At 72.0% G+C, this 26,031-nt stretch carries 19 protein-coding genes and 1 tRNA gene; 11 read left to right on the plus strand and 9 right to left on the minus strand.

Features of this window, described 5'->3' with window-relative positions:
* Positions 1–24: 24 nt before the first annotated feature.
* Complete coding sequence (gene ctaD, locus F4562_RS11045; RefSeq protein ID WP_184538985.1) at positions 25–1,728, minus strand: aa3-type cytochrome oxidase subunit I; 1,704 nt, start codon at positions 1,726–1,728, stop codon at positions 25–27.
* 952 nt (positions 1,729–2,680) lie between these two features.
* On the opposite strand from ctaD, the gene F4562_RS11050 reads away from it, so the two are divergent.
* From F4562_RS11050 to F4562_RS11065, 4 genes are all read left to right on the plus strand, one after another.
* Entirely contained in the window at positions 2,681–2,866 is a 186-nt protein-coding gene (locus F4562_RS11050) for a hypothetical protein (protein ID WP_184538983.1), read from the plus strand.
* Between the two features lie 169 nt (positions 2,867–3,035).
* Positions 3,036–4,346: an NAD(P)/FAD-dependent oxidoreductase gene (locus F4562_RS11055; protein ID WP_184538981.1), complete on the plus strand. Its 1,311-nt coding sequence runs from the start codon at positions 3,036–3,038 to the stop codon at positions 4,344–4,346.
* Between the two features lie 212 nt (positions 4,347–4,558).
* Entirely contained in the window at positions 4,559–5,524 is a 966-nt protein-coding gene (locus tag F4562_RS11060; protein WP_184538979.1) for a TIGR03557 family F420-dependent LLM class oxidoreductase, read from the plus strand.
* A 209-nt stretch (positions 5,525–5,733) separates the two neighbouring features.
* A complete protein-coding gene (locus F4562_RS11065) occupies positions 5,734–6,180 on the plus strand; it encodes a DUF4383 domain-containing protein (RefSeq protein WP_184538977.1) in 447 nt (148 codons plus the stop codon).
* A gap of 196 nt (positions 6,181–6,376) precedes the next feature.
* Here F4562_RS11065 and F4562_RS11070 read toward each other — a convergent pair whose 3' ends face one another.
* The gene (locus F4562_RS11070; protein WP_184538975.1) at positions 6,377–6,943 is read right to left on the minus strand and encodes a hypothetical protein; all 567 of its coding nucleotides are present in this window, start codon (positions 6,941–6,943) and stop codon (positions 6,377–6,379) included.
* Positions 6,944–7,035: 92 nt separating this feature from the next.
* Complete coding sequence (locus F4562_RS11075) at positions 7,036–8,541, minus strand: polysaccharide deacetylase family protein (protein WP_311733851.1); 1,506 nt, start codon at positions 8,539–8,541, stop codon at positions 7,036–7,038.
* 567 nt (positions 8,542–9,108) lie between these two features.
* On the opposite strand from F4562_RS11075, the gene F4562_RS11080 reads away from it, so the two are divergent.
* From F4562_RS11080 to F4562_RS11100, 5 genes are all read left to right on the plus strand, one after another.
* A complete protein-coding gene (locus F4562_RS11080) occupies positions 9,109–10,911 on the plus strand; it encodes a PD-(D/E)XK nuclease family protein (RefSeq protein WP_184538973.1) in 1,803 nt (600 codons plus the stop codon).
* A 343-nt stretch (positions 10,912–11,254) separates the two neighbouring features.
* Complete coding sequence (locus F4562_RS11085) at positions 11,255–12,802, plus strand: TIGR02677 family protein (protein ID WP_311733850.1); 1,548 nt, start codon at positions 11,255–11,257, stop codon at positions 12,800–12,802.
* Positions 12,802–13,953 (plus strand): TIGR02678 family protein, encoded by a 1,152-nt coding sequence (locus F4562_RS11090; RefSeq protein WP_184538968.1) that lies wholly within the window; start codon positions 12,802–12,804, stop codon positions 13,951–13,953. The genes F4562_RS11085 and F4562_RS11090 overlap by 1 nt, the downstream gene beginning before the upstream one ends.
* Positions 13,953–18,053 (plus strand): TIGR02680 family protein, encoded by a 4,101-nt coding sequence (locus tag F4562_RS11095; RefSeq protein WP_184538966.1) that lies wholly within the window; start codon positions 13,953–13,955, stop codon positions 18,051–18,053. Before F4562_RS11090 ends, F4562_RS11095 begins: the two co-directional genes overlap by 1 nt.
* Positions 18,054–18,087: 34 nt before the next feature.
* Positions 18,088–19,398 carry a TIGR02679 family protein gene (locus F4562_RS11100; RefSeq protein ID WP_184538964.1) on the plus strand — a complete coding sequence of 437 codons (1,311 nt, stop codon included), beginning with the start codon at positions 18,088–18,090 and terminating at the stop codon, positions 19,396–19,398.
* A gap of 332 nt (positions 19,399–19,730) precedes the next feature.
* Here the strand turns inward: F4562_RS11100 and F4562_RS11105 are convergent.
* Positions 19,731–19,805 (minus strand) — tRNA-Arg (locus F4562_RS11105).
* Between the two features lie 104 nt (positions 19,806–19,909).
* Positions 19,910–20,398: a C40 family peptidase gene (locus F4562_RS11110; protein WP_311733849.1), complete on the minus strand. Its 489-nt coding sequence runs from the start codon at positions 20,396–20,398 to the stop codon at positions 19,910–19,912.
* Positions 20,399–21,164: 766 nt separating this feature from the next.
* On the opposite strand from F4562_RS11110, the gene F4562_RS11115 reads away from it, so the two are divergent.
* Positions 21,165–21,536 carry a response regulator transcription factor gene (locus F4562_RS11115; protein ID WP_184538960.1) on the plus strand — a complete coding sequence of 124 codons (372 nt, stop codon included), beginning with the start codon at positions 21,165–21,167 and terminating at the stop codon, positions 21,534–21,536.
* A 246-nt stretch (positions 21,537–21,782) separates the two neighbouring features.
* On the opposite strand, the gene F4562_RS11120 is transcribed toward F4562_RS11115, so the two are convergent.
* Positions 21,783–22,559 carry an alpha/beta hydrolase gene (locus F4562_RS11120; RefSeq protein ID WP_184538958.1) on the minus strand — a complete coding sequence of 259 codons (777 nt, stop codon included), beginning with the start codon at positions 22,557–22,559 and terminating at the stop codon, positions 21,783–21,785.
* Positions 22,560–22,625: 66 nt separating this feature from the next.
* On the opposite strand from F4562_RS11120, the gene F4562_RS11125 reads away from it, so the two are divergent.
* A complete protein-coding gene (locus F4562_RS11125) occupies positions 22,626–23,216 on the plus strand; it encodes a TetR/AcrR family transcriptional regulator (protein WP_184538956.1) in 591 nt (196 codons plus the stop codon).
* On the opposite strand, the gene F4562_RS11130 is transcribed toward F4562_RS11125, so the two are convergent.
* From F4562_RS11130 to F4562_RS11140, 3 genes are read right to left on the minus strand one after another with little or no spacing between them, the layout of a single operon-like run.
* Positions 23,174–24,385 (minus strand): hypothetical protein, encoded by a 1,212-nt coding sequence (locus F4562_RS11130; protein ID WP_184538954.1) that lies wholly within the window; start codon positions 24,383–24,385, stop codon positions 23,174–23,176. The two genes, F4562_RS11125 and F4562_RS11130, sit on opposite strands and share 43 nt — an antisense overlap.
* 31 nt (positions 24,386–24,416) lie before the next feature.
* Complete coding sequence (locus F4562_RS11135; RefSeq protein ID WP_184538952.1) at positions 24,417–24,803, minus strand: Rid family detoxifying hydrolase; 387 nt, start codon at positions 24,801–24,803, stop codon at positions 24,417–24,419.
* A gap of 41 nt (positions 24,804–24,844) precedes the next feature.
* On the minus strand, positions 24,845–25,954 hold the full coding sequence (locus F4562_RS11140; protein ID WP_184538949.1) for an alanine racemase: 1,110 nt from the start codon (positions 25,952–25,954) through the stop codon (positions 24,845–24,847).
* Positions 25,955–26,031: the final 77 nt, after the last annotated feature.

The raw sequence follows: 26,031 nt of genomic DNA on the forward strand, positions 1-26,031 counted from the left end.
TGACCGGTCATGACGGCCCGGCCGTCAGATCTCCTTGCCGGGGTCCGCCGGATCGAGCTGGCGGGGCTGCGCCGCGGCCGCCGCATGCGGGCGGTGCAGGTCGAACGCGGGCCGCTCAGACCGGATGACCGGCAGCGAGGTGAAGTTGTGCCGCGGCGGCGGGCAGGAGGTCGCCCACTCCAGCGAGTTGCCGTATCCCCACGGGTCGTCCACCGTCACCCGGGGGGCGTGCCGGGCGGTGTGCCACATGTTGTAGAGGAACGGCAGCGTGGAGGCGCCGAGCAGGAACGCGCCAACCGAGGAGATCACGTTCAGCTCGGTGAACCCGTCTGCGGGGCTGTAGTCGGCGTACCGGCGCGGCATGCCCGCGGCTCCCAGCCAGTGCTGGACCAGGAACGTGGTGTGGAAGCCGATGAACAGCGTCCAGAAGTGGATCTTCCCCAGTCCCTCGTGCAGCATCTTGCCGGTCATCTTCGGCCACCAGAAGTAGAAGCCCGCGAACATCGCGAAGACGACGGTGCCGAAGACCACGTAGTGGAAGTGCGCGACGACGAAGTAGGAGTCGTGCACGTGGAAGTCGAGCGGCGGCGAGGCCAGGATGATCCCCGTCAGCCCGCCGAACAGGAAGGTCACCAGGAACCCCACGGCGAACAGCATCGGTGTCTTGAGCGCGATGTGGCCGCGCCACATGGTGCCGATCCAGTTGAAGAACTTCACCCCGGTGGGTATCGCGATGAGGAACGTCATGAACGAGAAGAACGGCAGCAGCACCTGGCCGGTCGGGAACATGTGGTGTGCCCACACGGTCATCGACAGGCCCGCGATGGCGATGGTCGCGCCGACCAGGCCGATGTAACCGAAGATCGGCTTGCGGCTGAAGACGGGGATCACCTCGGTGACGATGCCGAAGAACGGCAGCGCGATGACGTACACCTCGGGATGGCCGAAGAACCAGAACAGGTGCTGCCAGAGGATCGGCCCCCCGTTCGCCGGGTCGAAGACATGGGAGCCGAACCTGCGGTCGGACTCCAGCGCGAGCAGCGCGGCGGCGAGCACCGGGAAGGCCATCAGCACGAGCACACCGGTCAGCAGCACGTTCCAGGTGAAGATCGGCATGCGGAACATGGTCATGCCGGGAGCCCGCATGCAGATGATCGTGGTCATGAAGTTGACCGAGCCGAGGATCGTGCCGAGCCCCGACATGGTCAGGCCCAGCACCCACAGGTCACTGCCGAGTTGCGGGGAGAAGGCCGACCGCGACAGCGTCGGGTAGCCGGTCCAGCCGAAGTCGGCGGCACCCCCGTTGGTGAAGAACCCGAGCATGGCGATGGTGCCGCCGAACAGGAAGAGCCAGAAACTCACCATGTTGAGCCGGGGGAACGCCACGTCGGGCGCGCCGATCTGCAACGGCATGATCACGTTGGCGAACCCCGCGAACAGCGGGGTGGCGAAGAACAGCAGCATGACCGTGCCGTGCATGGTGAACATCTGGTTGTACTGCTCGGCGCTCACCACCTGCAGCCCCGGGGCGACGAGCTCCGCCCGGATGACCATGGCCATGATCCCGCCGAGCAGGAAGAACACGAAGGACGAGATCAGGTAGAGGTAGCCGATCACCTTGTGGTCGGTGCTGGAGAGCCAGCTGACGATGACCGCACCCTTCGACTGCCGGCGCGGCGCCAGCGGTGAGGTCATCGGCTCCGGACGCGACTGCTCGAAGGTCGTCATGACGCACCGCCGGCGGCCCGTGTCTTCCTCGCGGTCGTCGGGGTCCTCCCCGCGGCCCTTCCCGGAGCCTTCGCGGTCCTTCCCGGACTCCTCCCGGTCCCCGGAGTCTTCGCGGTCCTGCCCACGGGTCTTCCCGCGGTCTTCCCCGCCGGCCTTCCCACGGTCTTCCCCGCGGGAACGCGCGTTTCCGCCCCACGGGCCGCACCGCTCCGGTCCGGGGCACGGGAGACCGCCACGGGCCGTACCGGCCGGCTCACGGACGACCGCGGGTCACGATGTGAGTTCATGATCACCCCTGCCTGGGAGAAACGACCGTGGTGCTCTCGACACTGGAACCCACGGCACCCGGCCCCCGCCGGGCCCGTCGTGGTGGAAACCGCAAGCATTCAGCCCGTACCGGATTCCAACTCCGGCCATCCCCGCGACGACGGTTTTCAGTCATGCGATCGCTTCATTTCACCGACGCATTGATTCGGACGCATTGATTCGATGGTAAATCGTGGGTCCGCCGGGCCCTCCGGAGGGCCCCCGCCCCCTTCCGGCACCTGCCGAACGGCGCCGGCCAGTGCCCACCCCGCTCGCACCGTCAGCACGCATTCCCAGGTCAAAAGCGTCGGCGGCGAACCCCTTCGATCACCTCCGGCCCGCTCGGCCGCGATCTGGAAGCTCCACGACCGGTGCCCGGCGGGCCAGGACCGGCCCGGCCGCCGCGGACGCGCTCCGCCCCCTCCCCCGACGAATTCAATTATCTTTCCCTCGCCCTGGAAATCTTTTTACTTCGTCCCCGATCCGCCGCCCTCGGTGACCGGAAGAAAAACAATGGCACCGGTGAGGATCTCGCCGGGACGATGTCCCGCTCCCCCGGCGCCTCCTTTCCGGCGCGGACATGAACCCGCCTCCGGTGGGCAGACCCCAGGACCGGGTGGTCCCGCCCCGCGAACGAGGAGGAAACATGTCGCAGCCCGATGACGACAGGCCGCTCGCCGACCGGCGGGAAGCGCCGGAGGAGCACGCCGAACCGGACATCGCCGGGGAGTTCGCACCGTCCCCGACCGACCCGGCCAACCAGCCGGAGGACGACCCGGACAAGCGGGTCTACGGGCAGGACGAGGGCTACGAGAAGCCCACCGGCGCCTGACGCCGGGCCCGACGCCCGCAGGTCGCGCGCCGGGGACGAGCACCACGGCGGACGGGCCATGCGAACCCGGCGCCTGCGGGGTTCACCGTGAAACCGGGTGATCTCTCGTGCTTGGTCGATCGCATACCGGGCAGGCCGCTGGAAACGGACCACTGAAGGGAGTTTCGTCATGGCCCAGCGACAGCGAGTCGTCATCGTCGGAGGCGGGTTCGCGGGTTTCACCACGGCGCGCACCCTCTCCAAGATCGCCAAAGGCGCGGTGGAGATCGTCCTGATCAATCCGACCGACTACTTCCTGTACCTGCCGCTGCTGCCGGAGGTGGCCGCCGGGATCCTCGACCCGCGCAAGGTGGCGATTCCCCTGGTGGACAACTGTCCCGGTGTGCGGCACCTGCTCGCCACGGTGGACAAGGTCGACGTCGAGGCACGCCGGGTCGAGTGCACCGACGCCGAGGGCAACCACCGTGAGCTCGGTTACGACCGTCTCGTGATCGCGGTCGGCAGCGTCAACAAGCTGCTCCCCGTCCCCGGTGTGGTCGAGCACGCGCACGGTTTCCGCAGCCTCGCCGAGGCCCTCTACCTGCGCGACCACCTGATCCGCCAGATCGAGCTGGCCGACGCCTCCGACGACCCCGAGGAGCGCAGGGCCCGCTGCACCTTCGTGGTCGTGGGTGCCGGCTACACGGGAACCGAGGTCGCGGCACAGGGCCAGCTGCTCACGCTGAACGCCCGCAAGAAGCGGTCCGGCCTGCGCGACCAGCCGATCCGCTGGATCCTCGCCGACCTCGCGCCGCGCATCCTGCCCGAGCTCGACCAGCGCCTGTCGCGGACGGCGCACCGGACGCTGAGTGAACGGGGTGTGGAGATCCGCACCGGTACGAGCGTGGCCGAGGCGACCGCCGAGGGCGTCAAGCTCTCCGACGGCGAGTTCGTGGCGACCCGCTCGCTGATCTGGTGCGTGGGGGTCCGCCCCGACCCGCTGGTGGAGTCGCTCGGGTTGCCGACCGAGCGGGGGCGGCTGCTGGTCGACGAGTTCCTCCGGGTGCCCGGCCACCCGGAGATCTACGCCTGCGGCGACGCGGCGGCGGTGCCGGACCTCGCCCGGCCCGGCCAGTACACGGCCATGACCGCCCAGCACGCCGGCCGCCAGGGCAAGCGCGCCGCCCGCAACATCGCCGCCTCCTACGGTCACGGGCAGCTCCTGCCGTACAAGCACAGCGACCTGGGGTTCGTCGTCGACCTGGGCGGACTCGACGCCGCCGCGAACCCGCTGGGGGTGCCGCTGTCCGGGCTGCCGGCCAAGGTGGTCACCCGGGGTTACCACCTGCTGGCCGTCCCCGGCGGCCGGGCACGCATCGCCGGGAACTGGCTGCTCGACACCCTGCTGCCACGCCAGACCGTCCAGCTCGACCTGGTCCGCGGCTCGGCCGTCCCCCTCGACTCCGAGACTCTGGAACGCCCGCACGGCCTGAGCCGCTGAGGCACGGCGGGAGCGCGACGGAACCACGGCGGCACCGCCGCCGGACCACAGCGGAACCGCCACCGAACCACAGCGGAACCACAGCGGAACCGCCACCGAACCACAGCGGAACCATTGCCGGACCACGGCGGCACCGTCGCCGGACCATAAAGTGCCGCAAGATTCTTCGCCGCTCCGGCGACACCCGGCGGGCACGGGGTAGGGGGCCGACCATGGCAGAGATCGGTTACACGATGATGTGTGAGCAGACGCCCGCCAGGCAACTGGTCGAGGACGTCGCCACGGCCGAGCGGGTCGGCTTCGACTACGCGGTCATCTCCGACCACTACTTCCCGTGGCTGGAGGAGATGGGGCACTCACCGTACGCCTGGTCAGTGCTGGGAGCCGCCGCGCAGGCCACCCGGCGGCTCCCGCTGATGACGTACGTGACCTGTCCGATCATGCGCTACCACCCGGCGGTGGTGGCGCAGAAGGCGGCCACGATGGGCGCGCTGAGCGAGGGGCGTTTCACCCTCGGGCTGGGGGCGGGAGAGAACCTCAACGAGCATGTGGTGGGGCAGGGCTGGCCGTCGGCCGACACCCGTCACGCCATGTTCACCGAGGCCGTGCAGATCATCCGGGAGCTGTTCGAGGGCGACTACGTCACCTACCGGGGCGAGTACTTCGACGTCGACTCGGCCAAGCTGTACGACCGTCCCGAGCAGCCGATGAAGCTGGCGATCGCCGCCTCGGGCGGACGGTCGGGGAACATCGCCGCCGAGTACGGCGACGCGCTGGTGGCGACGGACCCGGACGCGGAACTGGTACGTGCGTTCGCGGACGAGGGCGGCGCGGGCAAGCCCGTCTACGGCCAGCTCCCCATCTGCTACGACCCCGATCCGGAGGCGGCCAGAGAACGAGCGCACCGGCTGTGGCGGTGGTCGGCCGCCGGCTGGAAGGTCATGGCCGAGCTTCCGGGTCCCGTCAACTTCGCGGCCTACGCCGAGACCGTACGCCCCGAGGACGTCGCGGCGAAGGTGCCGTGCGGCGCCGACGTGGACGCGGTGGTGGAGGCGGTGCGCGCCTACACCGACGCCGGCTTCACCCACGTCGCGCTGGTCCAGATCGGGCACGAACACCAGGGCATGTTCTTCGACTGGTCGGAGAAGGAGCTCCTACCCGCCCTGCGCCGCCTCTAGCCGACGCACCGCCGCGCCGGAGCCCCGCCCGCACCGCCGCGCCGGAGCCCCGCCGAGGGCCCGGGACGGTGCCCTGAGGCCTGAAGCGGTGCGGAAGGCCCGCAGACGGGGACCCCGAGGCGGTACGGAGAAGGTACGGGGTTCGCCAAGGTGTGAACCCCGTCACCGGGGTAGCGGAGGTCCAGTGCCTACTACCCGTGGGAGGCGTCATGGACACACCGCGTACGCACACCGGCCGATCGCCGCTGCAACTCGCGGCCCTGGTCGTGGGGATCGTATTCCTCCTCGTGGGGATCCTGGGGTTCATCCCGGGGGTCACCACCAACACCGACGAGTTGGAGATGGCCGGGCACGGCTCCGACGCCATGCTGCTTGGGATCTTCGAGGTCTCGATCCTGCACAACATCGTTCACCTGCTGTTCGGCATCGCTGGCGTCGTGCTCTCCCGCACCTGGTCCGGTGCCCGCAACTACCTGATCGGCGGCGGCGTGATCTACCTGCTGCTGTTCCTCTACGGCCTGCTGATCAGCCATGACAGCCCGGCCAACTTCATTCCGGTCAACTCCGCCGACAACTGGCTCCACCTGGTGCTCGGCCTGGGCATGGTCGCCCTGGGCGCCCTGCTCGGCCGTGCCCGAACCCGGACCCGGCTGTAGGCGGAACGGAGCCCGTCCGGGGCGGCTCACGTCCGGACGGGCTTCGGCTCCCCCGTTCTCACGGCCTTCCGGCCACTCACGACCTACCACCCGATCACGACCGCCGCTCGATCACGACCTTCTACCGGTTCACGACTCGCCTCAGATTCGCGGTCGTCGGCCCGCCACGACCTTTCGCCGGTTCACGGCCTTCCGATCACGGCCTTCCGCCGACCGCGACACCACCGCCGCGACGGGCGGGCGCCCCGGCGGCGCCGGATGAGAGCGGCACCCCGGCTACGGGCAACGGCCACACCCTGACGGCCTCGCCCGCCGGCCTCGGCACGGTGAGCACGCTCCCGGACGGCCGCCGCTCCCCGTACAGCGGGCGGGCCACCCGGTCGAGGTCCGCCGCCGCGAACACGTCGGCGAAGAACAACAGGGGCGGCTCGGCCTCGGCCCCGGCGGAGTGGACCCGCACGCTGTGCGCGTCCACCCGCGGCTCCGCCCCGGCGGGCAGGTGCTCCCGCAGGACGTCACGCAGCCCCTCCCAGGACTCCGGGGCGGGGACGCGGTGTTCGCGGACGCGCTCGAAGAACGGGACCAGCCCGGCCCCGTCCCCTCCGAGCTCTGCCTCGACCCAGGCGGCGGCGTCGCTCAGGACGTCGTCCACGACGGCGCTCCACCCCCGGCGGAACCAGCCGAGCACGGTCGCGTCGGGCAGGCGGAGGGCCCGCTCCCCGAGCGGGCCCTGGTGATGCGTACGGCAGCCGAAGTAGATCACCGCTGCAGCGTGCCAGACGCCACCGACAAAATCGGCCGCCCCCGCGACGGGCCCGCCGCGGGCGGCCGCATCCGCGAGGCGCCCGGAGAGCCTCAGGATGCTTTGGCCTTGGCCGGCGGGTCGGCGCTGTAGGCGACCTTCGGCGGCTTGCCGTTGAACAGCTCGCTGACCGTCACGAAGTGGTAGCCGCGCTCGGAGAGGGTCTTCAGCACCCGCGGGATCGCCTCGACCGAGGTCGGGTGGATGTCGTGGAAGAGGATGATCCCGCCGGGTTTCACCGAGTTGACGGCGACGCGCGCCACCCTGCTGCTGTTGCGGTACCTCCAGTCCTCGGTGTCCACGCTCCACATGATCATGGGCTGCTTGGTCGCCTTGCGGACGGTGGAGTTGATGGCGCCGTACGGCGGCCGGACGATCTTCGGTGTGACACCCGCCGCGGCCTGGATGGCCCGCTCGGTGCGGCGCAGGTCGTCCTCGATCTGCGCCGCCGTGAGCTTCGTCAGATCGCGGTGGGACCAGCTGTGGCCGCCGATCTCGTGCCCCGCCTGGGCCGTCCGCCGCACCACCGCGCCGCTCATGGCGGTGTTCTGTCCCACGACGAAGAACGTGGCGCGGGCTCGGTACTTCGCCAGGTAGCCCAGGAGCTTGTCGGTGTGCGGGCCGGGGCCGTCGTCGAAGGTGAGCGCCACGCACTTGACCTTGCGGCAGTCGACCGGCTTGGGGGTGGGTTTCGCGGAGGCGTCGGACGGCGCGGTCCCGGACGACGTCGAGGTGGCGGTCACGACGACGGGCTTCTTCCCCGATTCCAGCGCCCGGCGCTGCGCGCGGCGGCCGAACTCCGACAGCAACGGCTCCGCTGTCGCGCGGGGCAGCACGACCTGGACCTGCCCGGTGCTCTTGGCCCCCACGACACCCTCGTCGAACGTCACGACCAGGTCACCGGTGCCGCTGAACGCGAGGTCGTCGAAGGTGGCGGCCTCCGGGTTCGCGGCCACGCGGTCCAGCGCCTGCGTGTCGACGCTCTTGCGGTCGGCGAGAGCGTCCTTCACCGCCGTCCCCAGCTGGCTCCGCATGCCCTGGTCGACGAGGGAGAGCGCCGGTACGACCTGCTTGGCCGTGCCGTCGTACCAGACCGAGGTGGTTGACTTCCCGCCGGTCATGTTGCCGAGGTAGAGGGTGACGAACCGCACCCCGGTCACGTCGTCCGCGACGGCGAGGAAGCTGAAGTCGACGTTCAGTTCCGGCGCCTTGTGCTTGTTATCGTCGCAGCCCGTCTTCCGGGCCTCCTCCAGGAAACGGGTGCGCTCGTTCTCCACCGTGCGGCCGAGTTCCGTGGTGAACGTCTCCGCGTCCTGCACCGACGGGTAGGCGGTCGACCAGGTGCAGGCACGCTCGTTGCCGCTGTCGCGCATGGCCGTCAGCTTGTCGATCCAGGTCGGCGACACCGTCGCGATCGGCTCGGGCCGTCCTCCGATCTCCTGCACATCGGAGGACACCGTCTCCCCACCGGCCTTGCCCGAGGGCTTCGCCGGGTCGGCGTCACACGCCGCGGTCAGCATCCCGACCATGGCGAGCGCGCCGACCGTCGCCCGCCTCACCGAGAGAGAAGCCGATCGTGGCGTCACCGTGCCACGCGTCGAACCACGTTCCGTCTCCAGTCGGCTTCTGCTCATCGATTCCCTTAGATCGCGCCGCACCCTGTGCGTCTCGGCTTCGCGGAGCAGCTACCCGGCGTCGTGATGACGGTCGAGCTGTTCCGGTCGGTTCGACGACCTTTAAGGGGTTATGGTTCACAATTTTCCTGAGTCACCTGGTGTTACTTTCTGTGGTTCAAGCAGGAAAGGTGCGAAGCGGGCATCATCGGCCGCCCCGCGGTGGCAGGGCCCGTCAGGACGCGTCAGAAACCCGTGCGGCCGGCGGCCCTCCCGGACCGCCGCGCCGCCTCTCCCACGCCCGCCGACCAGCGGGCGACCAACAGGAAAACCACGGAGACGGCCCGCCCCCGGGAGCAGACGAGACACGGAAGCGACCCCGGGGCACGCAAACGGCCGCGATCGGGGGAATCACCGGCCGGGACCACCGGTCGTGGCCGATGATCACAGCATGATCTTCTGTATCCGGAAGACGGGGACCCCTCCCCGCACCCCCGTATCGAGAAGGACGCGATGAGCCAGCCCCCCAGCACCCGGTTCACCGGGAACCCCCATGTCGTCCGGTTGTCGGCGAGCCTGCTCGACCGCCGCGACGGCGACTGCGGAGACTTCGCGGCGGCCAGGGCCCGCCCGCAACTGTGGCCGCCGGTGTACGAGAAGCGCAGGTACGCGCCGTGGGAGACCTTCCCGCTCGGTCTGGTCATGGACGTGCTGAACGCGGTCGAGTTCGAGGCCGTACCGGTCGGTGACGCCCTGGCGCGAACCCTGCGCGACGCCCGCAACACCGTGCACCCCGGGGTCGCCGCCTGGGTGCGGCACGCCTGTCACACCTATCTGGAGACGGCGGAGAGCCTGGCCGCCGCCCTCGCCGCCGAAGGGGTCGAGCTCCTGCCGGAACGCAACCCCCGGATCGTCCAGGGCGGCCGGTCCCCCGCGGAGATGCGCTCCCTCACCGTGTGGGGCCGGTGGTACGGCTCGCCGGACGGCGCGGTGGTGGAGTTCCGCAGGATGCGCATGAGCCGTCCGCTGGGCACCGCGGACGTCCCCTCCACGCAGGCGATGGCGTACGTGGCCGCGGCGGGTAAGCAGGTGGCGGACCCGGCGGAGCTGTACACCGTCGTCCCCGTCCCGGTGCGGCCCGTCCCCGTGCCGCAGCGGGTGCGGGTGGTGGAGGTCGGGTTGACCACCGCCGCGGACCGGGTCCTTCTCGACACCGCGGACCTGGAGGAGATCCACCACGCGTACGCCTCCGAGGTCAGGCCCGCGGCGGCCCGGCTGCTGGCCGGTGGCGACCCGGTTCCCGGGCACGACTGCGCCGACTGCAAGGCACGCCTCTCCTGCGGCGCCGTCACGCACGCCCCGGGCCTGCTCGGACTCGACGACCGGGGCACGCACCGGCGAACGTGGTCGATCACGACGTCCCGCTACTACCAGGTCTGCCCGGCCCAGGCTCACCTGCGGGAGCTTCGGCTGCCCGGCGACTGGGAGACGAGCACGGCGGTCGAGCGCGGCCGGAACGCGCATTCGTGGCTTGAGGTCGCGCACGCCCGAGGGAGACCCTGCGCCGCGGCGGACCTTCCGGAGGCGGACGCCGACGACCTCGGTGTCGCCGACGGGCTGATGGAGCGGGAGGAGTACCGCCGGGCCCGGCCGTACCTGCTCCGGCACCTGACGGTGTGCCCGCTGCGCGGGCCGGGCGAGATCTCCGAGATCAGGCCCGAACCGAAGCTCGCCGTGTACGACGCCCAAGCCGACGTGATGGTGCTCGCCAACCCCGACCTCCTCCGCCGGGTGGACGGGCGCCTCGTCTACCGCGAGCAGAAGACGTCGGCGGTGCCGCGCGGCATCGTCGCGGAGAACGCGCTGGAACTGGTTCCCCAGCTCGCCCTGGCGGTCTGCCTGATCGCCGAAGGCGTCTTCGGGGACACCACCGGGCTGGTGGAGCTGGAGCAGCTCACCCCGGCCTCCGCCGAGGTGCTCACGTTCGACGCCGCCGATCCCGCGGTGGTGTCGGCGGCCCGGCGGGTCGTCCTCGACCGGGTCCGGCCCTGGCATCGTGACGTCGCCTTCCGCGCCACCCCGGGCCCCTGGTGCCGGTTCTGTCCGATGTCGCGCTGGTGCCCGGACCGCGTGGACCACCCGGACGGCCCGGACGCCTCCGGCTCCACCGCGCACGCCGCATACTCCCCGGACGGCCTCGCGTTCGACCCCCTCACCGGTGAGCTTCTGGCCAGCCCCGACCGGCCGGACAGCCGCGTCGAGGCACTCGCCGCCGTCCTCGCCGAACCCGGGGCCGACGACGAACCGCCGTTCTGAGCGGAGACCGCCGTTCTGAGCGGAGACCGCCGTTCTGAGCGGAGCCGGGCCGTCCGGACACGTTCCCGCTCCGGCCCGTCCACGGTCGTCCGGTGGCGTCCAAGACCGTCTGCGTTAGTCCAGGATCGTCCAATATAGCCCGATATCGTTATGGATCGCCCGAAACAGTGAAGGGTCGTCAGGATCGCCCGATACCGTCAGCGTTCGTCCGAGGTCATCGGAGACCGTACACGCCGACCCGGACGCCACCGGCCCCGGGCCGTTCCCGGCCAGGAACGGCGCCATACGGGGTGAAGCGTCCTTTCTCCCCCGAGCGCGAGCCCCGATCGGGCAAGATGACATGGTGACCGACCTCCCTCAGGCGATCCACCGGGGCCTCCAGCCCTTCGCTCACCTGAGTGCGCCGAACGCGTCCCTCTACCGCCGGGTGCTGCGCGTGTTCGCCCGCGCAAAGGAACGCTTCGTCGTGCACCTGCGGCCCGAGGACGTCGCGGCCGAGCTGAACCGGGAGAGCGACGACCAGCTCACCCAGGCGCTGGAGAAGCTCGTCGAGTGGGGGAACCTGCGGGCCGACGCTGACACCGGCCGGGTCACCTCCGTCGAAGACTTCCACCGCAAGCGGTTCCTGTTCCAGCTGACCGCCGCCGGGCAGGCCGCCGAGCAGGCCATCGCCCTCTACGAGGAGGCGATCGGCCGGCGTGGCGTGCTGCAGTCGGTGGCGCTGAGCGACATCGCCGACCAGCTCCAGTCGCTGGTCGTGTTCGCGGGGCACGCCGATCCCGATCCCGCCAAGGTTCATCTCCTGTTGCTCTCCCTGGCCGAGCGGTTCTCCTCATTGGCCGACAACGCCCAGGCGTTCATGGCCTCGTTGCGCCGCGCGATCGACTTCTCCGACGGGGACGTGGAGGGGTTCGTCGCCTACAAGGAGCGGTTGATCGACTACATCAACCGCTTCATCGCCGACCTGGCCAACTCCGGAGCCCGGATCGCGACGCTCCTGACCGAGCTGGAGGCCCGTGACCACCGCGCGCTGCTGCGGCTGGCCGCCCGCCGCGAGGCCGCCGACGCCGTCCCGGAGGGAGCCGACGAGGCTGAGGCGTACGGCAGGGCCGAGGCGGCGGCCTACGCGTCCTGGGAGAACCGCTGGCAGGGTCTCAAGGACTGGTTCGTCTCCCGCGACGCGGGCCGCCCGTCGCAGGCCCGGCTCCTGCGACAGTCCGCGGTGACGGCCATCAAACAGCTCGTCGACGCCGTCGGCCTGCTCAACGAACGGCGTTCCGGCCGGTCCGACCGCTCGGCCGACTTCCGCACCCTGGCCCGGTGGTTCGCCGAGGCGCCGGACGAGGCGGCGATGCACCGGCTCTGGCGGGCGGCCTTCGGCCTGTCGTCCGCGCGGCATCTCACCGTCACCGCCGAGACCGTGTCCGCCTGGAAGGACGGTGACCTGCCCCCCGGCACGCCGTGGCGCGACGCCCCGCCGGTCCGGATCTCGCCCCAGCTACGCAGGACCGGCTCCTACGAACGCCGGGGCAGGCCGAACAAGATCCAGGACCGATCGCAGGCCCGCAGGCTCCTGTTGGAGCAGGCCGACCGGGAGGCCGCCGAGACGGCCGCCGCGCGGGCCCGGCTGCGCACCGGCGGCCCGACGCTCCTGTCCGAGCTGGACGTCCTCGACCCCCGTGCGTTCCGGCTCTTCCTCACCCTGCTCGGCGACGCCCTGGCCGCCCGCCATCCCGGGGAGTCCGAGGTGAAGGCGGTAACCGGCGACGGTTCGATGGAGGTGCGGCTGTCGCTCGTCCCGGACGGGGGCCAGGTCGAGATCCACACCGCCGACGGCGTCCTCACCGGCCCCGAACACCTCATCGAGATCACCGACCTGACGGGAGCGTGATGATCCCCGCCGAGGAGCTCGCCCAGCGACGGACCGCACTCCGCTCCCTGCTGGCCAGACCGCTGCTCACCGCCGCGCACGACCCGGACAGGCTCGTGCTCGTCCGCCGTCACCTGGCCGAGCTTCGCGCCTGGCTCACCAGGGAGACCGGCTGGCGGCTGACGGCCGACGCGGAGACCGCCAGGCTGTTCAAGACCGTCCCCGCGGGCGACGACGCCACCCACCCGGCCCGCGGCCGGTCCGGGGAACGGTTCGGCCGCCGCCGTTACGTCGTCCTCTGCCTGGCCCTGGCCGTCCTCGAACGGGCGGACGCGCAGACCACGCTCGGCCGGCTCGCCGAGGAGGTGCTGAACTCCGCCGCCGAACCGGAGCTCGGGTTCGCGTTCACCCTGGACAGCCGGGCGGAACGGGCCGACCTGGTGGCCGTGGTACGCACGCTGCTCGACTGGGGCGTGCTGCGCAGGGTCGCCGGGGACGAGGACGCCTATCTGTCGGCCGCCGGAGACGTCCTCTACGACGTCCGCAGACCCGTCCTCGCCACCCTGCTCACCCCGGCGCGCGGGCCGTCCACCATCGGCGCCGCCTCCTTCGAGGAGCGGCTGGCCGAGCTCACCGCGGAACCCGTCGCCGACACCGACGACCTGCGCAACCAGGCGATGCGGCGGCGGCTCACCCGCAGGCTGCTGGAGGACCCGGTCGTCTACTACGACGACCTCGACGCCGCCGAACGCGCCTACCTCGTCTCCCAGCGCCACGCCATCACCCGCAGGATCGAGGAGGCCACGGGCCTGCTCGCCGAGAGCCGCGCCGAGGGGATCGCGATGGTCGACCCCGACGACGAGCTGACCGACGTGCGCATGCCCGAACAGCGCACCGACGGGCACGTCACGCTGCTGGTGGCCGAGCACCTGTCCGGCCGGGACGGGGCGACCATGGAGGAGCTGCGCGCCTTCGTACGGCAGGCCGCCGCCGCGCATGTCTCCTTCTGGCGCAAAGGGGTCACCGAGCCGGGCGCCGAAGACGGCCTGCTGGCCGTGGCCCTGGAGAAGCTGACCGCCCTCCGCCTGGTCGAGGTCCGCGGCGACCGCGTGCGCGGCCTGCCCGCCATCGCCCGGTACGCACTCGGCACACCCGTCATCCGAGGACAGTGATGCTCCCGACTCCCACCTCCGAGCGCTGGAAGCCCTTACGGGCCGGGCTCGTCGACATGTTCTACTACGACGTCGAGGAGTTCCACTTCCACGACGGGAGGCTGCTGCTCCGCGGCAACAACGGCACCGGCAAGTCCAAGGTGCTGGCCCTGACGTTGCCGTTCCTGCTCGACGGGGAGCTCGCCCCGCACCGCGTCGAGCCCGACGGCGACCGTCAGAAACGAATGGAGTGGAACCTGTTGCTGGGCGGCAGGCATCCGCACCCCGAGCGGCTCGGTTACACCTGGATGGAGTTCGGCCGCCGTACCGCAGACGGCGGCACGGAGTTCCGGACCCTCGGCTGCGGCCTCAAGGCGGTCAAGGACCGGGGCATCGTCAGGCACTGGTTCTTCGTCACCGGCCAGCGGATCGGCGCCGGGCTGGACCTGCTGTCGCCCGCCGGGGTCGCGCTCACCCGCGAGAAGCTGCGGGAGGCCGTCGACGGGCACGGCCTGGTCTACGACCGGGCCGCCGACTACCGCCGGGCTGTGGACGAGGCACTGTTCGGCCTGGGAGAGCACCGCTACGAGGCCCTGGTCAACCTGCTCATCCAGCTCCGCCAGCCGCAGCTGTCGAAGAGACCCGACGAGCGGATGCTCTCCCGGGCCCTCACCGAGGCGCTGCCGCCGCTGAGCCCCGCCCTGATCACCACCGTGGCCGAGGCGTTCCGCGGGCTCGACGAGGAACGCGACGCCCTGCGGGCCCTGGAGGAGACCCGCAAGGCGGCGACCGACTTCCTCGGCCACTACCGCAGGTACGCCGGAATCGCCGCCCGGCGCAAGGCCGCGGCCCCCCGCCTGACCCAGAGTCGCTACGAGCACCTGGGCCGGGATCTCGCCGACGCCGAGAAACGCCATGCCGGGGCCCAGATCGAGCTGGAGAAGACACAGGAGCTGCTCACCGGGCTGGTCGCGGCCCGGAGCCGGTTGCAGGCCCGCAGGGAGGCGCTCCAGCAGAGCCCCGAGATGCGCGACGCCGAGCGGCTGAAGCAGGCCGGTGAGGAGGCCGAGCGGCAGGCCCGGCACGCCCACGCCAAGGAGAAGGACCGGGACGGCCTGGCCGCGGAGGCACGCCGGCTCCAGATCCGGGCGGATACCGCCCGGGTCAGGGCCGACCAGGCCGCGCGTGATCTGGACGAGGTGTGGGATCGGGCTGTCGCCGCGGCCCGCCGGGCCGGGTTCGAGCACGCCCACCTGGAGGTCACCGGCCGGTGGGAGACCGATCCCGCCGGAGCGCGCCGGGACACCGAGGCCCTGGCCGGCAGGCGGTCCCAGGCGGCGGACGAGCTCGACCGGCTGCTCGCCGCCGCGGACCGGGCCCAGGCCCGGTTCGAGGCCGCCCGGGCCGAGGTGGACCGCCTCACCGGTGAGACCCAGGCCGCCGCCGTGCGGATCGACGCGGCCGGGGAGGCCGTCCGGGAACAGGCGCACCACCTGACCGGCGCCTACCTCTCCTACCTCACCGGCGCGGCGGAGCTGCGGATTCCCGACCCGGACGGAGTCCTCGCCGCCTTGGAGACCTGGGCCGACACCGCCGAAGGGCAGAACCCGGCGGCTTCGGCCGTCGACGACGCGGCCCGGGCGGCCACCGCCGAGCTCGGCCGCGAGGAGGCCGTGCGGGACGCCGAGCTGCGTGACCGGCGGCGGGCGGCCGCGACCCTCAGGGAGGAGGCGGCACGGCTCGAAGCGGGCGGCCACGACGCCCCACCCGTTCCGCACACCCGTCCGCCCGGAGTACGGGACGGCCGTCCCGGCGCGCCGCTGTGGAAGGTGATCGACTTCGCCGGCTCCGTACCCGCCGATCACCGGGCCGGGCTTGAGGCGGCGTTGGAGGCCGCCGGGATCCTGGACGCCTGGGTGACCTCCGACGGGACGCTCCTCGCGGCGGACGACACGGTCATCCTGGCCGGCCCGCCCGTCACCGGGCTCTCCTGCTCCGCCGTGCTGCGGCCGGCCGTCGACCGGGCGGATCCGTCGGCGGCCGCGCTGCCCGACTCCGCCGTCCAGGCCGTGCTCTCCGCGATCGGCCTCGGTCCCGGCGCGCCGACCTGGGTCGCGGTGGACGGGCGTTGGGCCAACGGCGTGCTCGGCGGTGCCTGGCACAAGGAAAGCGCCGTTCACATCGGGGAGGGGGCCCGGGAGGCCGCCAGACGGAACCGGCTGGCGGCGCTCCGCGAAGAGCTGGCCCGGGTGGAGGAGCGGCTGGCTGAGCTGGACCGTGAACTGGAGGCGCTCGCCGTACGGCAGCGCAGGCTCGCGGCCGAGCACCGCGCGTTGCCGTCCGACACGCCGTTGCGCGAGGCGCATGTCAGGCTGGCCGCCGAGCACGGCCGCCGGCGTGAACTGGACGACGCGTGCGCCGACGCCGTCCGTGCCCTGGCCGACCGGCGCGGTGACGTCGAACGGGCCCGGGAACAAGCCGTGGAGTTCGCCGGAGACGTCGGCCTGCCACCAGACCGGGCGGGTCTCGCGGAGGTCAGGGGCGGCGTGGCGGACTACCGGTTGACGCTGGCCGGGCTCTGGCCCGCCGGGGAGGCGCTGCTCACCACCCGGCAGACGGCTCAGGAGACCGCACAGGACCTGTCCCGGGCCCGGGAACGGCACATCGAGGCCGCCGAGGAGGCGGCGGCGGCGCGGGAGAACGCGGAGGCGGCGGCGGAGACCTACCGGGCACTGACGGAGACCGCCGGAGCCGCCGTCGAGGAGCTCCACCGCCGCCTCGACGAGGTGCGGCGGGCCTTGGCGGAACGGGACGCCGCAGAACACGCCGCCCGCGACCGGGAGCGCGTCGCCCTGGACGAACGCGGCAAGGCGGAGGGAGCACGCAACACCCTCCGCCGCGAGATCGGGGAAGCCGAGCGGCTCCGCGACGCCGCCGTCGCCGAGTTCCGCGCCTTCGCCGCCACCGGGCTGCTCGGCATCGCCCTGCCCCACCTGGAGGTCCCCGACCTCACCACCGAGTGGGCGGCCACCCCGGCCGTGCTGCTGGCCCGCGCCGTCAACGCCGAGCTGGCGGAGCTGGACGACGGTGAGGGCCCCTGGGAACGGGCCCAGAAACGGGTCACCGAGGAGCACAAGCTGCTGTCGGACGCCATGGCCAGGCACGGCCACTCGGTCGGGCTGGTCCTGCGTGACGGCGTCATGGTGGTGGACGTGCTGTTCCAGGGCCACAACCGTGACATCCCCGGCCTGGCGGAGGCCCTCGCCGAGGAGACCGGGCACCGGGCACGGCTGCTGTCGGCCAGGGAACGGGAGATCCTGGAGAACCACCTGCTCAACGAGGTGGCGGGCACCCTGCACGAGTTGATCGCCGCCGCCGAGGAGGAGGTGCGCGGCATGAACGCCGAGCTGGAGTCCCGTCCGACCTCCACCGGCATGCGGTTGCGCCTGGTGTGGAAGCCGGCCAGGAACGCACCCGACGGACTGAACCGGGTACGGGAGAAGCTACGCCAGACCGTGGACGCCTGGTCGACCGCCGACCGCGCGGCCGTGGGCGCCTTCCTGGCGGAGCAGATCGCCAGGGAACACGCCGGTGATTCCGCCGCAGGCTGGACCGAGCAGCTGACCCGGGCACTCGACTACCGCACCTGGCACGAGTTCGCGATCCAGCGCCTCCAGGAGGGCCAGTGGCGATCGGCCACCGGCCCGGCCTCCGGCGGCGAACGCGTGCTGGCCGCGTCAGTGCCGCTCTTCGCCGCCGCCTCGGCCCACTACAAGTCCGCCGGCAACCCGTACGCGCCTCGCCTCGTCGCACTCGACGAGGCGTTCGCGGGAGTCGACGACGACTCGCGGGCCAAGTGCCTGGGCCTGCTCGCGACGTTCGACATGGATGTCGTGATGACCAGCGAACGGGAGTGGGGCTGCTACCCGCAGGTGCCGGGGCTGGCGATCTGCCAGCTGTCCAGGCGCGACGGCATCGACGCGGTGCTGGTCACCCCGTGGCGGTGGGACGGGAACAAGCGCCGCAGGGCCGAGCGGCCCGACCCGCGCCCGACGCCGCCCGCCGAACGGGACTCCGCGGCAGCCGCACCCGGGCCGGAGCAGGACCGGCTGTTCACGTGAGCGAGCGGCTGACACGCCTGCTGGGCGTGTTCACATGAGCGAGCGGCTGGCACGCCTGCTGGGCGGGCCGGAGACGGCGTGGCTCGTCGACCGAGTACGCCACCGTCTCGAACGGGGCAGACCGCTGGGCGGCTCGGTCACCCTGGGCACCGCCACGCCGGAACAGCGCCGCGCGATCGAGCGGCTGCTGGGACGCAGAGCAGGCACGGGCGCCTCACTGTCGGTCTCCCTCGACGAGGTGGACCGGATGCTGCGCTCCAGCGGCGCCTGCCCCGAGGGCCTGGCCACCGCGGTGGTACTGCTCCAGGGGCCGGTCCGTGACCTCGGACGGGAGAACACCGAGCGGGAGACGGCCTGGCGGGAGGCTTACACGGAGCTGGACGCGGTCGTCACCGGCCGGACGGAGCTGTCCGGCTGGCGGGAGTGGCTGGAGTCGACCGGCCTGGTCAGGCGGATCGCCGGCGACCCGCGCGAAGCCCGGCTCCTGCTCGGCACGGTGGCCGCACTGCTACTCCGGCTGCCGCATCCCGGCATCCCGATCGGCCGGCTGTCCGCCGAGTCCTGCGGGGACGCGCACGCCCTGGACGAGGGGAAACCCCTGGCCGCACTGGCCCTGTCGGCGGCCCGCGCCTTGAGCGGGCTGCCGTACGCCGGAGACGGCACCGCCGACGCCCGGCGAAGCGCGTGGGCCGCCGTCGGGGTCCATCTCGACGACCTCTCCTCGTCCGTCCTGTGCCTCGGCCTGCCCGGAGACGATGACACCGCCACCGGACGCGTCCTCGCCGCGCTCCGGACGGCGGGTGAGCCCTGCGTGCTCACCCTGCGCCAGCTCAGGCGCCATGACACCCCCGTCGCCGCGGGACTGGTCAGGATCTGCGAGAACCCCGTCGTGGTCGCCGCCGCCGCCGACGAGTTCGGACCGCACTGCCCTCCCCTGGTCTGCACGAGCGGCAGACCGTCGGCGGCCGTCTGGCGGCTGCTCGACCTGCTGTCCGCCGGAGGCTGCGAGTTCGCATACCACGGCGACTTCGACTGGGGTGGGGTCGCCATCGCGAGCGCCGTCCGGGAACGGATCAACTGGCGGCCCTGGCGCTACGACGCCGCCTCCTACGAGACGGCGGTCTCCACGACCAGAGCGGTGACCTCCGCGACCGGAGCGGCGGCCTCGTTTGCCGGAACGGTGACCTCCGCGGCGGCGCTGTCCGGCCGTCCGCGTGAGACACCGTGGGACCCTCCGCTGGCGGCGGCGATGGCACGGCACGCCGTACGGGTCGAGGAGGAACTGGTCCTCGGCGACCTCCTCGCCGACCTGGCCGCGGAGCTGGGGAGTACCGGGAGTCGGTGACCGCCTTCAGGGTTCGACGCCGGGCGGGAGTCCATGACCGCCTTTGGGATTCGGTGACCGCCTTCAGGGTTCGACTCCGAACAGCGGGAGTCGGTGACCGCCTTCAGGGCCCCCGGACGGGCCCGGCGCAACCGAGACGCCTCATGGAACCGGGTCACCACCACTGGGAACAATCGCCGCATAGAGGCCGTGCTGACCCCGTGAGATCTGGTCCACAACTGGTCCACGGCCAGCGAGCGCCAATGAGAACGGGCGGGACTCCGTGAGACTGGAGACCCGCCCGTTTCTACGCCATTCACCCTGGTCAACGGGTAGATCCGCTGACCAGGAGTTGGTGCCCCCTGCAAGATTCGAACTTGCGCTCCCGGCTCCGGAGGCCGGTGCTCTATCCCCTGAGCTAAGGGGGCCAACGCTTGAATAGATTACCAGCATCCTGAGGTGAACCGACACTCGAAACGAGAAGCGGGCGATCTTTCGGGGGCGTGACCGGCCACGGGGTCGGTGGGAGAGGTCAGCGGGAGAGTGGGCGTACGGCGCCCCGGTAGCGGGAGCGGTAGTACGGCGAGCGGGCGAAGTCAGTGGTTTTGACGACGTCGCCGGACTTGGGAGCGTGGACCATGACCCCGTTCCCGACGTAGACGCCGACGTGAGTGGGATCGCCGGTGCCTCCGCCGAAGAAGACGAGGTCTCCGGGGCGGAGCCGGGAGAAGGGCACGCGGCGGCCCCGCTTGAACTGGCTGCCGGTGTAGTGCGGCAGGCGGGCCCCGGCCTTGGCCCAGGCGTGCAGGGCGAGACCGGAGCAGTCGAAGCCGCCGCCCGTCGGGCCCTCGCTCGAACCGCCGCCCCAGACATACGGCCTGCCGACCTGGCGGAGGGCGGCGGTCGCCGCGATCCGGCCCCGCGCGAGAGCGACCCGCGCGCGTCGCCCCTGACCCGGTGAGACTGCGGCGCCCCGCGACGGCGGAGCCGTGAAGCGCGACGTGGTCGCCCGCCCGGCCACGGGGCGTTGAGCCCCCTTGCCGGAGACCTGCCGGCCGGGGATCCGCCCATCGGGGACCCGTCTGCCGGAGGACCGCCGCTCCGAGGCCGAGGGGGATGGCGGGGCTGAGGAGGATGGTGAGACCGGCGGGACCGGTTTCCCGGGTTTCCGTCTCGCGCCGTTGACCGGCCCGCCGGTGACCGGCCGGGTGGGAGATGCCGGAAGGACGCTCTCCGGTTGATGGCTCGCACCGGGCCACCCGTCGCCCGGCATCCCGAGGGCATCACCCGGCATCCCTGAAGTCACCGGCCGGGTGGGAGAGGCCGGATCAGGAGACGCCGCGCAGACGGCGGCCAGGACGGTGTGGATCCATCCGGGCGGCCGGCCCGTGAGATCCCACTCGGACGACCTGGGCGGGATGCCCCGCTCCGCCGACTGGAACGGCGGGTGAACCGGCAGGACCGGCAACCCCGCGGCGAGGAGCAGCCGGGCCCAGGCATGACAGGCCTCCGGGGCGAGGCGGGACTCGGAGGTGGGCGAACCTCCCGCGAGCGTCGCCCAGAGGGCGGTGACGGCGAGGAACGTGGTGATCATAAATGCCCTCCCAGGGGTCGGCGGGGATCCGGGCCCCAGGATGCGCGGAAGGGGACGGCCGCCGAGGAGCCGAAGGGCGTTCTGTGGAAAACCCGCCGCCTGTGGACGGCCGTACGTACACATTCGCGAAAACCCGCGCATGGGCGGTGGTTGAGGAGTTAGCCTCACGGCCGTGGGAGAGGATCTGGGCAGGGTGTTGGTAGTGGATGACGACGACGTCATCCGGCAGCTCATCGCGGTCAATCTGACGTTGGAGGGCTTCCAGGTGGAGACCGCCTCCGACGGTCAGGACTGCCTGGATCGGGTGCTGGACGTGAAACCCGACGTGATCACGCTCGACGTGATGATGCCCCGGATGGACGGCTGGATGACCGCCACCCGACTGCGCAACGGCGAGGAGACCAGCCACATCAAGGTGGTGCTGATCACCGCGCGGGCACAGGAGGACGACCGGAGGCGAGGGCTGGGCATCGGGGTCGACGCCTACCTCACCAAGCCCTTCGACCCGGCCGAGCTCATCCAGGTCGTCCGCGACCTGGCCCTGACCGCGCGCAGCGGGTCCTGACCGGGCCCACGGACTCCTGACCAGGTACAGCGGGTTGACCAGGTCCACGGGGCCCTGACCACGCGCAGCGGGTCCTGACCGAGCCCACAGAGCCCTGACCGGGCATACGGGGCCCTGATCCGGGCTCACGGAGCGACCGGGGCCCACAGAGCCCTGACCCGGGGCCCACGGAGTCGACCGGGTTCACGGGGTCCTGACCATGCGCCTCCGCGCCTTCGCACCTCCGCGCCTCCGCGGGGTGGCTTCTCAGGCCGCCTCCGCCTGGACACACAGATCACCGATCAGGCGGGCGAGCGGTCTCGGGGCCGCCATCACGCCCAGGTGGCCGCGGCGGGGTATGAGGATCAGTCTTCCGTCGCGGCAGGCCCGCAGGAAGTCACGTTCGTTCGCCCGGAACGGGTCGCGGGAGCCGTTGACCAGCCACACGCGTCCCGGGTAGGCGGCCAGCGCCGCGAGCTGGTCGTGACCGGTGACGGCCTCGACGACCTGGGGCAGTACCTCGCAGGACAGTCCGCCCGCCACGAACGCCTCTCCGACGGGGCCTGGGAACAGGCGGCGCAGGGCGTACGCGCTGAGCCGGTCGGCGAAGGACGGGTTGCGCGCGGCGAGCGACGCGGCGATCCGGTAGCCGTCCGCCCACGACGGCCTCCGGACCGCCCGAAGGCGGCTTCGGCCTGGCGCCGGCCGGGTGTCCCCGTGCTCCGGGCCGGAGGCGCCCGTGCGGGGAGCCCGGGTCGTGCAGCCCATCGCCACCAGGCCCGCCACCCGGTCGGGGAAACGCTCGGCGGCGGCGATGCCGACGTACCCGCCGAGGGACAGACCGGCCACGATCGCCCGGCCGCCGAGGCGGTCGATCGCGTCGGCGACGGCGGAGGCCGCCGTGCCCATGGTGAACGGCTCTCCCTTGCGGGTGCCGTGGCCCGGCAGGTCGACGGCCGCCGTAGGACGGCCGAGGTGCGGGACGACCGGATTCCACATGGTCGCGCTGACCCGGACTCCGTGCACGAGGACGAGGGGAAGCATGTCGGACCTCCGGTTGACTGCCACGATTAAAACACAACGCACCGTTGCGTTGTTATAGTCGGACCCATGGCACCGCGCAAGGAACAGCAGATCTTCCAGGCGACGCTCGAACTGCTCGCCGCCAAGGGCTACCAGGGGCTGACCGTGGAGGGGGTGGCCGAGCGGTCCGGGGTCAACAAGACCACGATCTACCGCTGGTGGCCGTCGAAGGCGGCGCTGCTCGCCGCGGCCTTGGTCGAGTCCGACCTGCTCGCGACGGACCCGCCGGACACCGGAAGCCTCAGGGGAGATCTGGAGGCCCTGGTGCGGGGGATCGCCGCGCTGCTCACCCGGCCTCCGGCGTCCGACGTCGCGGTGGCCGCGCTCGGCGCCGCCGTCCATCACGCGGAGCTCGCCGAGACCGCCCGGACGTTCTTCGCCGACCGGTTCGCCCGGGAGGAGATCGTCTTCGAGCGTGCCCGCGGACGCGGTGAGCTGTCCGCGGCGGCAGACCCCGTACTCATCATGGACCTGCTCGCGGGCGCGGTGTGGCTGCGCGCGGTCTTCCGCGGCCTACCACTGGACGACGGCTTCGCCGCCTGCGCGGTGAGCGCCGTCCTGGACGGCGCCGCGGATCAGCCGGAGAGGGCCGCCGGGATGCGGTCGAGAACCGGGTAGGGCATGAGACCGTACGCGTAGAAGTCGACCGCGTCGGCGCCGGAGGCCCCGGCGGCGCGGACCTTGGCGGCCAGGCCGCCGGCGGTGTCGGTGTCGGGCGGACCGGGACGGAGCACCACCCGCAACTGCCGGTCCTTGCCCGTCGACCGGCGGTAGGCGGCCACCTCCTCGGCGACCCTGGCCGGGTCGCGGGTGTAGGCGAGCACGCCCAGCGAGGGCACCAGGTCACCGAGCGCGACCAGGTCGACGCCGAGCTGCCAGGCCTCGTGGGCGGCGAGGCCCGGCGCGGGCGGGCCGTCGTCGTAGCTCTTCACCGCGCCGGTGCCGTCGAGGAAGACCAGCCGGGAGCCCTCACCGGTGACGGCCGCCGAGACGTCGGAGACGAGCGAGGTCACCACCTCGGAGCGGGCCCGCGCGTAGGCGACGACCTCGGGCCCCGCGTAGGCGGTCAGCGCCGCGCGGGTCACCTCGCCCTGCACGGGCGGGTCGCCGTCGAACACGCCGCCGACGATCCTGGCGCACTCCTCACGCGCCACTTCGGCGTTGACGCCCAGCTCGGTGGCGCGGCGCATGCAGAAGTCGCAGAAGCACAGGCCCAGCAGGAAGACGTCCATCGGGCCGAGCGGGACGAAACCACGCTCGTGGTGGTGGCCCCGGTCGAAGGTGCCGAAGTGCAGCGCCTCGGCGACCACACTGTCGACGCCCTGCCTGGCCACCGCCCTGCCCAGCGCGACCGCGTACCGGCGGACGTCGGGGTGGGCAGGGCACAGGTCCGCGGGTGAGCCGCGGTCGCCGAAGCAGTTGCGCACGGTCACGTCCGGGTCGGCCAGGCCGAGCGTGGCGTTCCGCAGGAAGACGGTCCAGCCGTGCATGGCGAGCCCGCGCCGGGCGGTGGCGAGGCGGAGGGCGGCCAGCGGCTCCTCATCGGCCCCGTCCTGGATGGGCGGGACGAGGCGGAGCCCACCGAACAGGTCGTCCGGCGGTGTGAAGTGCACGCCGTCACGGCGGATCGTCACGCGGGTCCGGCCGTGCGGGGTGATGTCACGGGCGTGACGGCAGGCGGCGGCGACGGTCACACCCGCCACGCCGTAGCCGGTGATCCGGTCGAGGGTCTCCTCCAGGCCCTCCCCGCGTACGTCCTCGACATAGACGTATAGCGAGCTGTCCACACCGCCGCCTTCCCACGAAGTCGGTCAGACTCTAACGCGCCTTGTACGCCACGAAGTCGATCTCGACGAGGATGTCCATCAGGTCGGAGCCGACGGTCGTGCGGACGGGGTACGGGCGGGTGAAATAGGACTTGTACGCCTCGTTGTAGGCGGCGAAGTCACGCTTGAGGTGCTGCAGGTGAACCGTCGACTTGACCACGTCGTCGAAGCCCAGCCCGTGGGCGGCGAGGATCGCGCCAAGATTGCGCATCACCTGGTGGGTCTGCTCCGCCACGTCGGCCCCGACGACCTCGCCGGTCTCCGGGCTCAGCGGGCCCATGCCCGAGGTGTAGACGAAGTCGCCCACCACGAGGCCCTGCGAGTAGGCCCCGACGGGAGCGGCGCCCTCGTCGGTGCGCAGCTCCTGCTTGTCGCTCATCTGCGTGCTCCTAGGGGAGGGGGAACCGGGACTCGCCCGGATCAGAAACAGGTGTTGATCAGGTCGACGACCACGTAGTCGTCGTCGACCACCGGCATGACCCGCCACTTGTCGAAGGCGGTGCACGGATGGGAGATGCCGAAACAGACCAGGTCGCCGGGCTTGACCGGCGATCCGGGCGGCAGGCGCAGCATGGCGTGCTGGTCCTGGACCTTGAGCACCGTCGCGTCCGCGACGGCCCCGCGCGGCACCGGGAGCCCCTCGTCGAAGGGGGCGTCCCGTTTGCCGAACCCGACGACGGCCAGACCGGGCTCCGGGACGCTGAGCACGTGTGCCCAGATCTCCAGCGCGGCCCGCAGCTCGCCCTCGATCCGGGTGTACGGGGTGCGTTCGCGGTAGTAGCCGTCGTCGTGGGAGATGTAGGCGCCGCTGCGCAGCACGATCCTGGCCTGGCAGGCTGCGAGCTCGCGGCCGATGACGTCGAACCACTGGCTGCCACCGACCGACAGGATCGGGGCACGCACCCGCAGGTGCTCGAGGGCCTCCAGCAGCCGGTGCAGGTAGGCCCGGACCTCACCGGCCGACCCGAGCGCCCCTTCGTATCCGGCGACTCCGGCGAGTTCCACCCCCTCGGCGGCCTGGGCCGCGGCGGCGACCTCCAGGAGCTCGCCGAGCGTGCGGCTCCCGGCCCGCCCGCCCTGGTGGCCCAGCTCGGCCAGCACCTGGAACGGCCGAGCCCCGGCGTGCCGGGAGAGCGCCTCGATCCCGGCGACCGAGTCGGCGAAGCACAGGAACTCGAAGGAGTCGTCGGCGGCCAGCTGCGCGGCGATGGCGTCGAGCCCGGCCGGGTCGAAGACCTGGTTGGCCAGGACGATCCGGGAGACGCCGAACTCCCGCAGGGTGAGCACCTGGCTCGGGGTGGCGGCGGTCATCCCCCACGCGCCCGCGTCGAGCTGTGCCCTGACCAGCTCGGGGGACATGGTGGTCTTGGCGTGCGGGGCGAAGAGCAGGCCGTGCTCCCGCGCGAAGGCCGCGAGCGTGGCGATGTTGTGCTCCAGCGCGGAGCGACGCGCCACCATCACGGGGAAGGTGAACGCCCCGCCGAACAGCGAGGACCCGATCGCCCCCTCGGGATCCACGATCCCCTTCACGTCTCATCCCTCTCGACGACGTCCCCGACCCGGTGTGCCCGACGGCCTCTGCTCGGCGCGGGAGGTCTCCCCGGCCC

It is taken from the genome of Streptosporangium becharense (assembly GCF_014204985.1).
Classification (GTDB): domain Bacteria; phylum Actinomycetota; class Actinomycetes; order Streptosporangiales; family Streptosporangiaceae; genus Streptosporangium; species Streptosporangium becharense.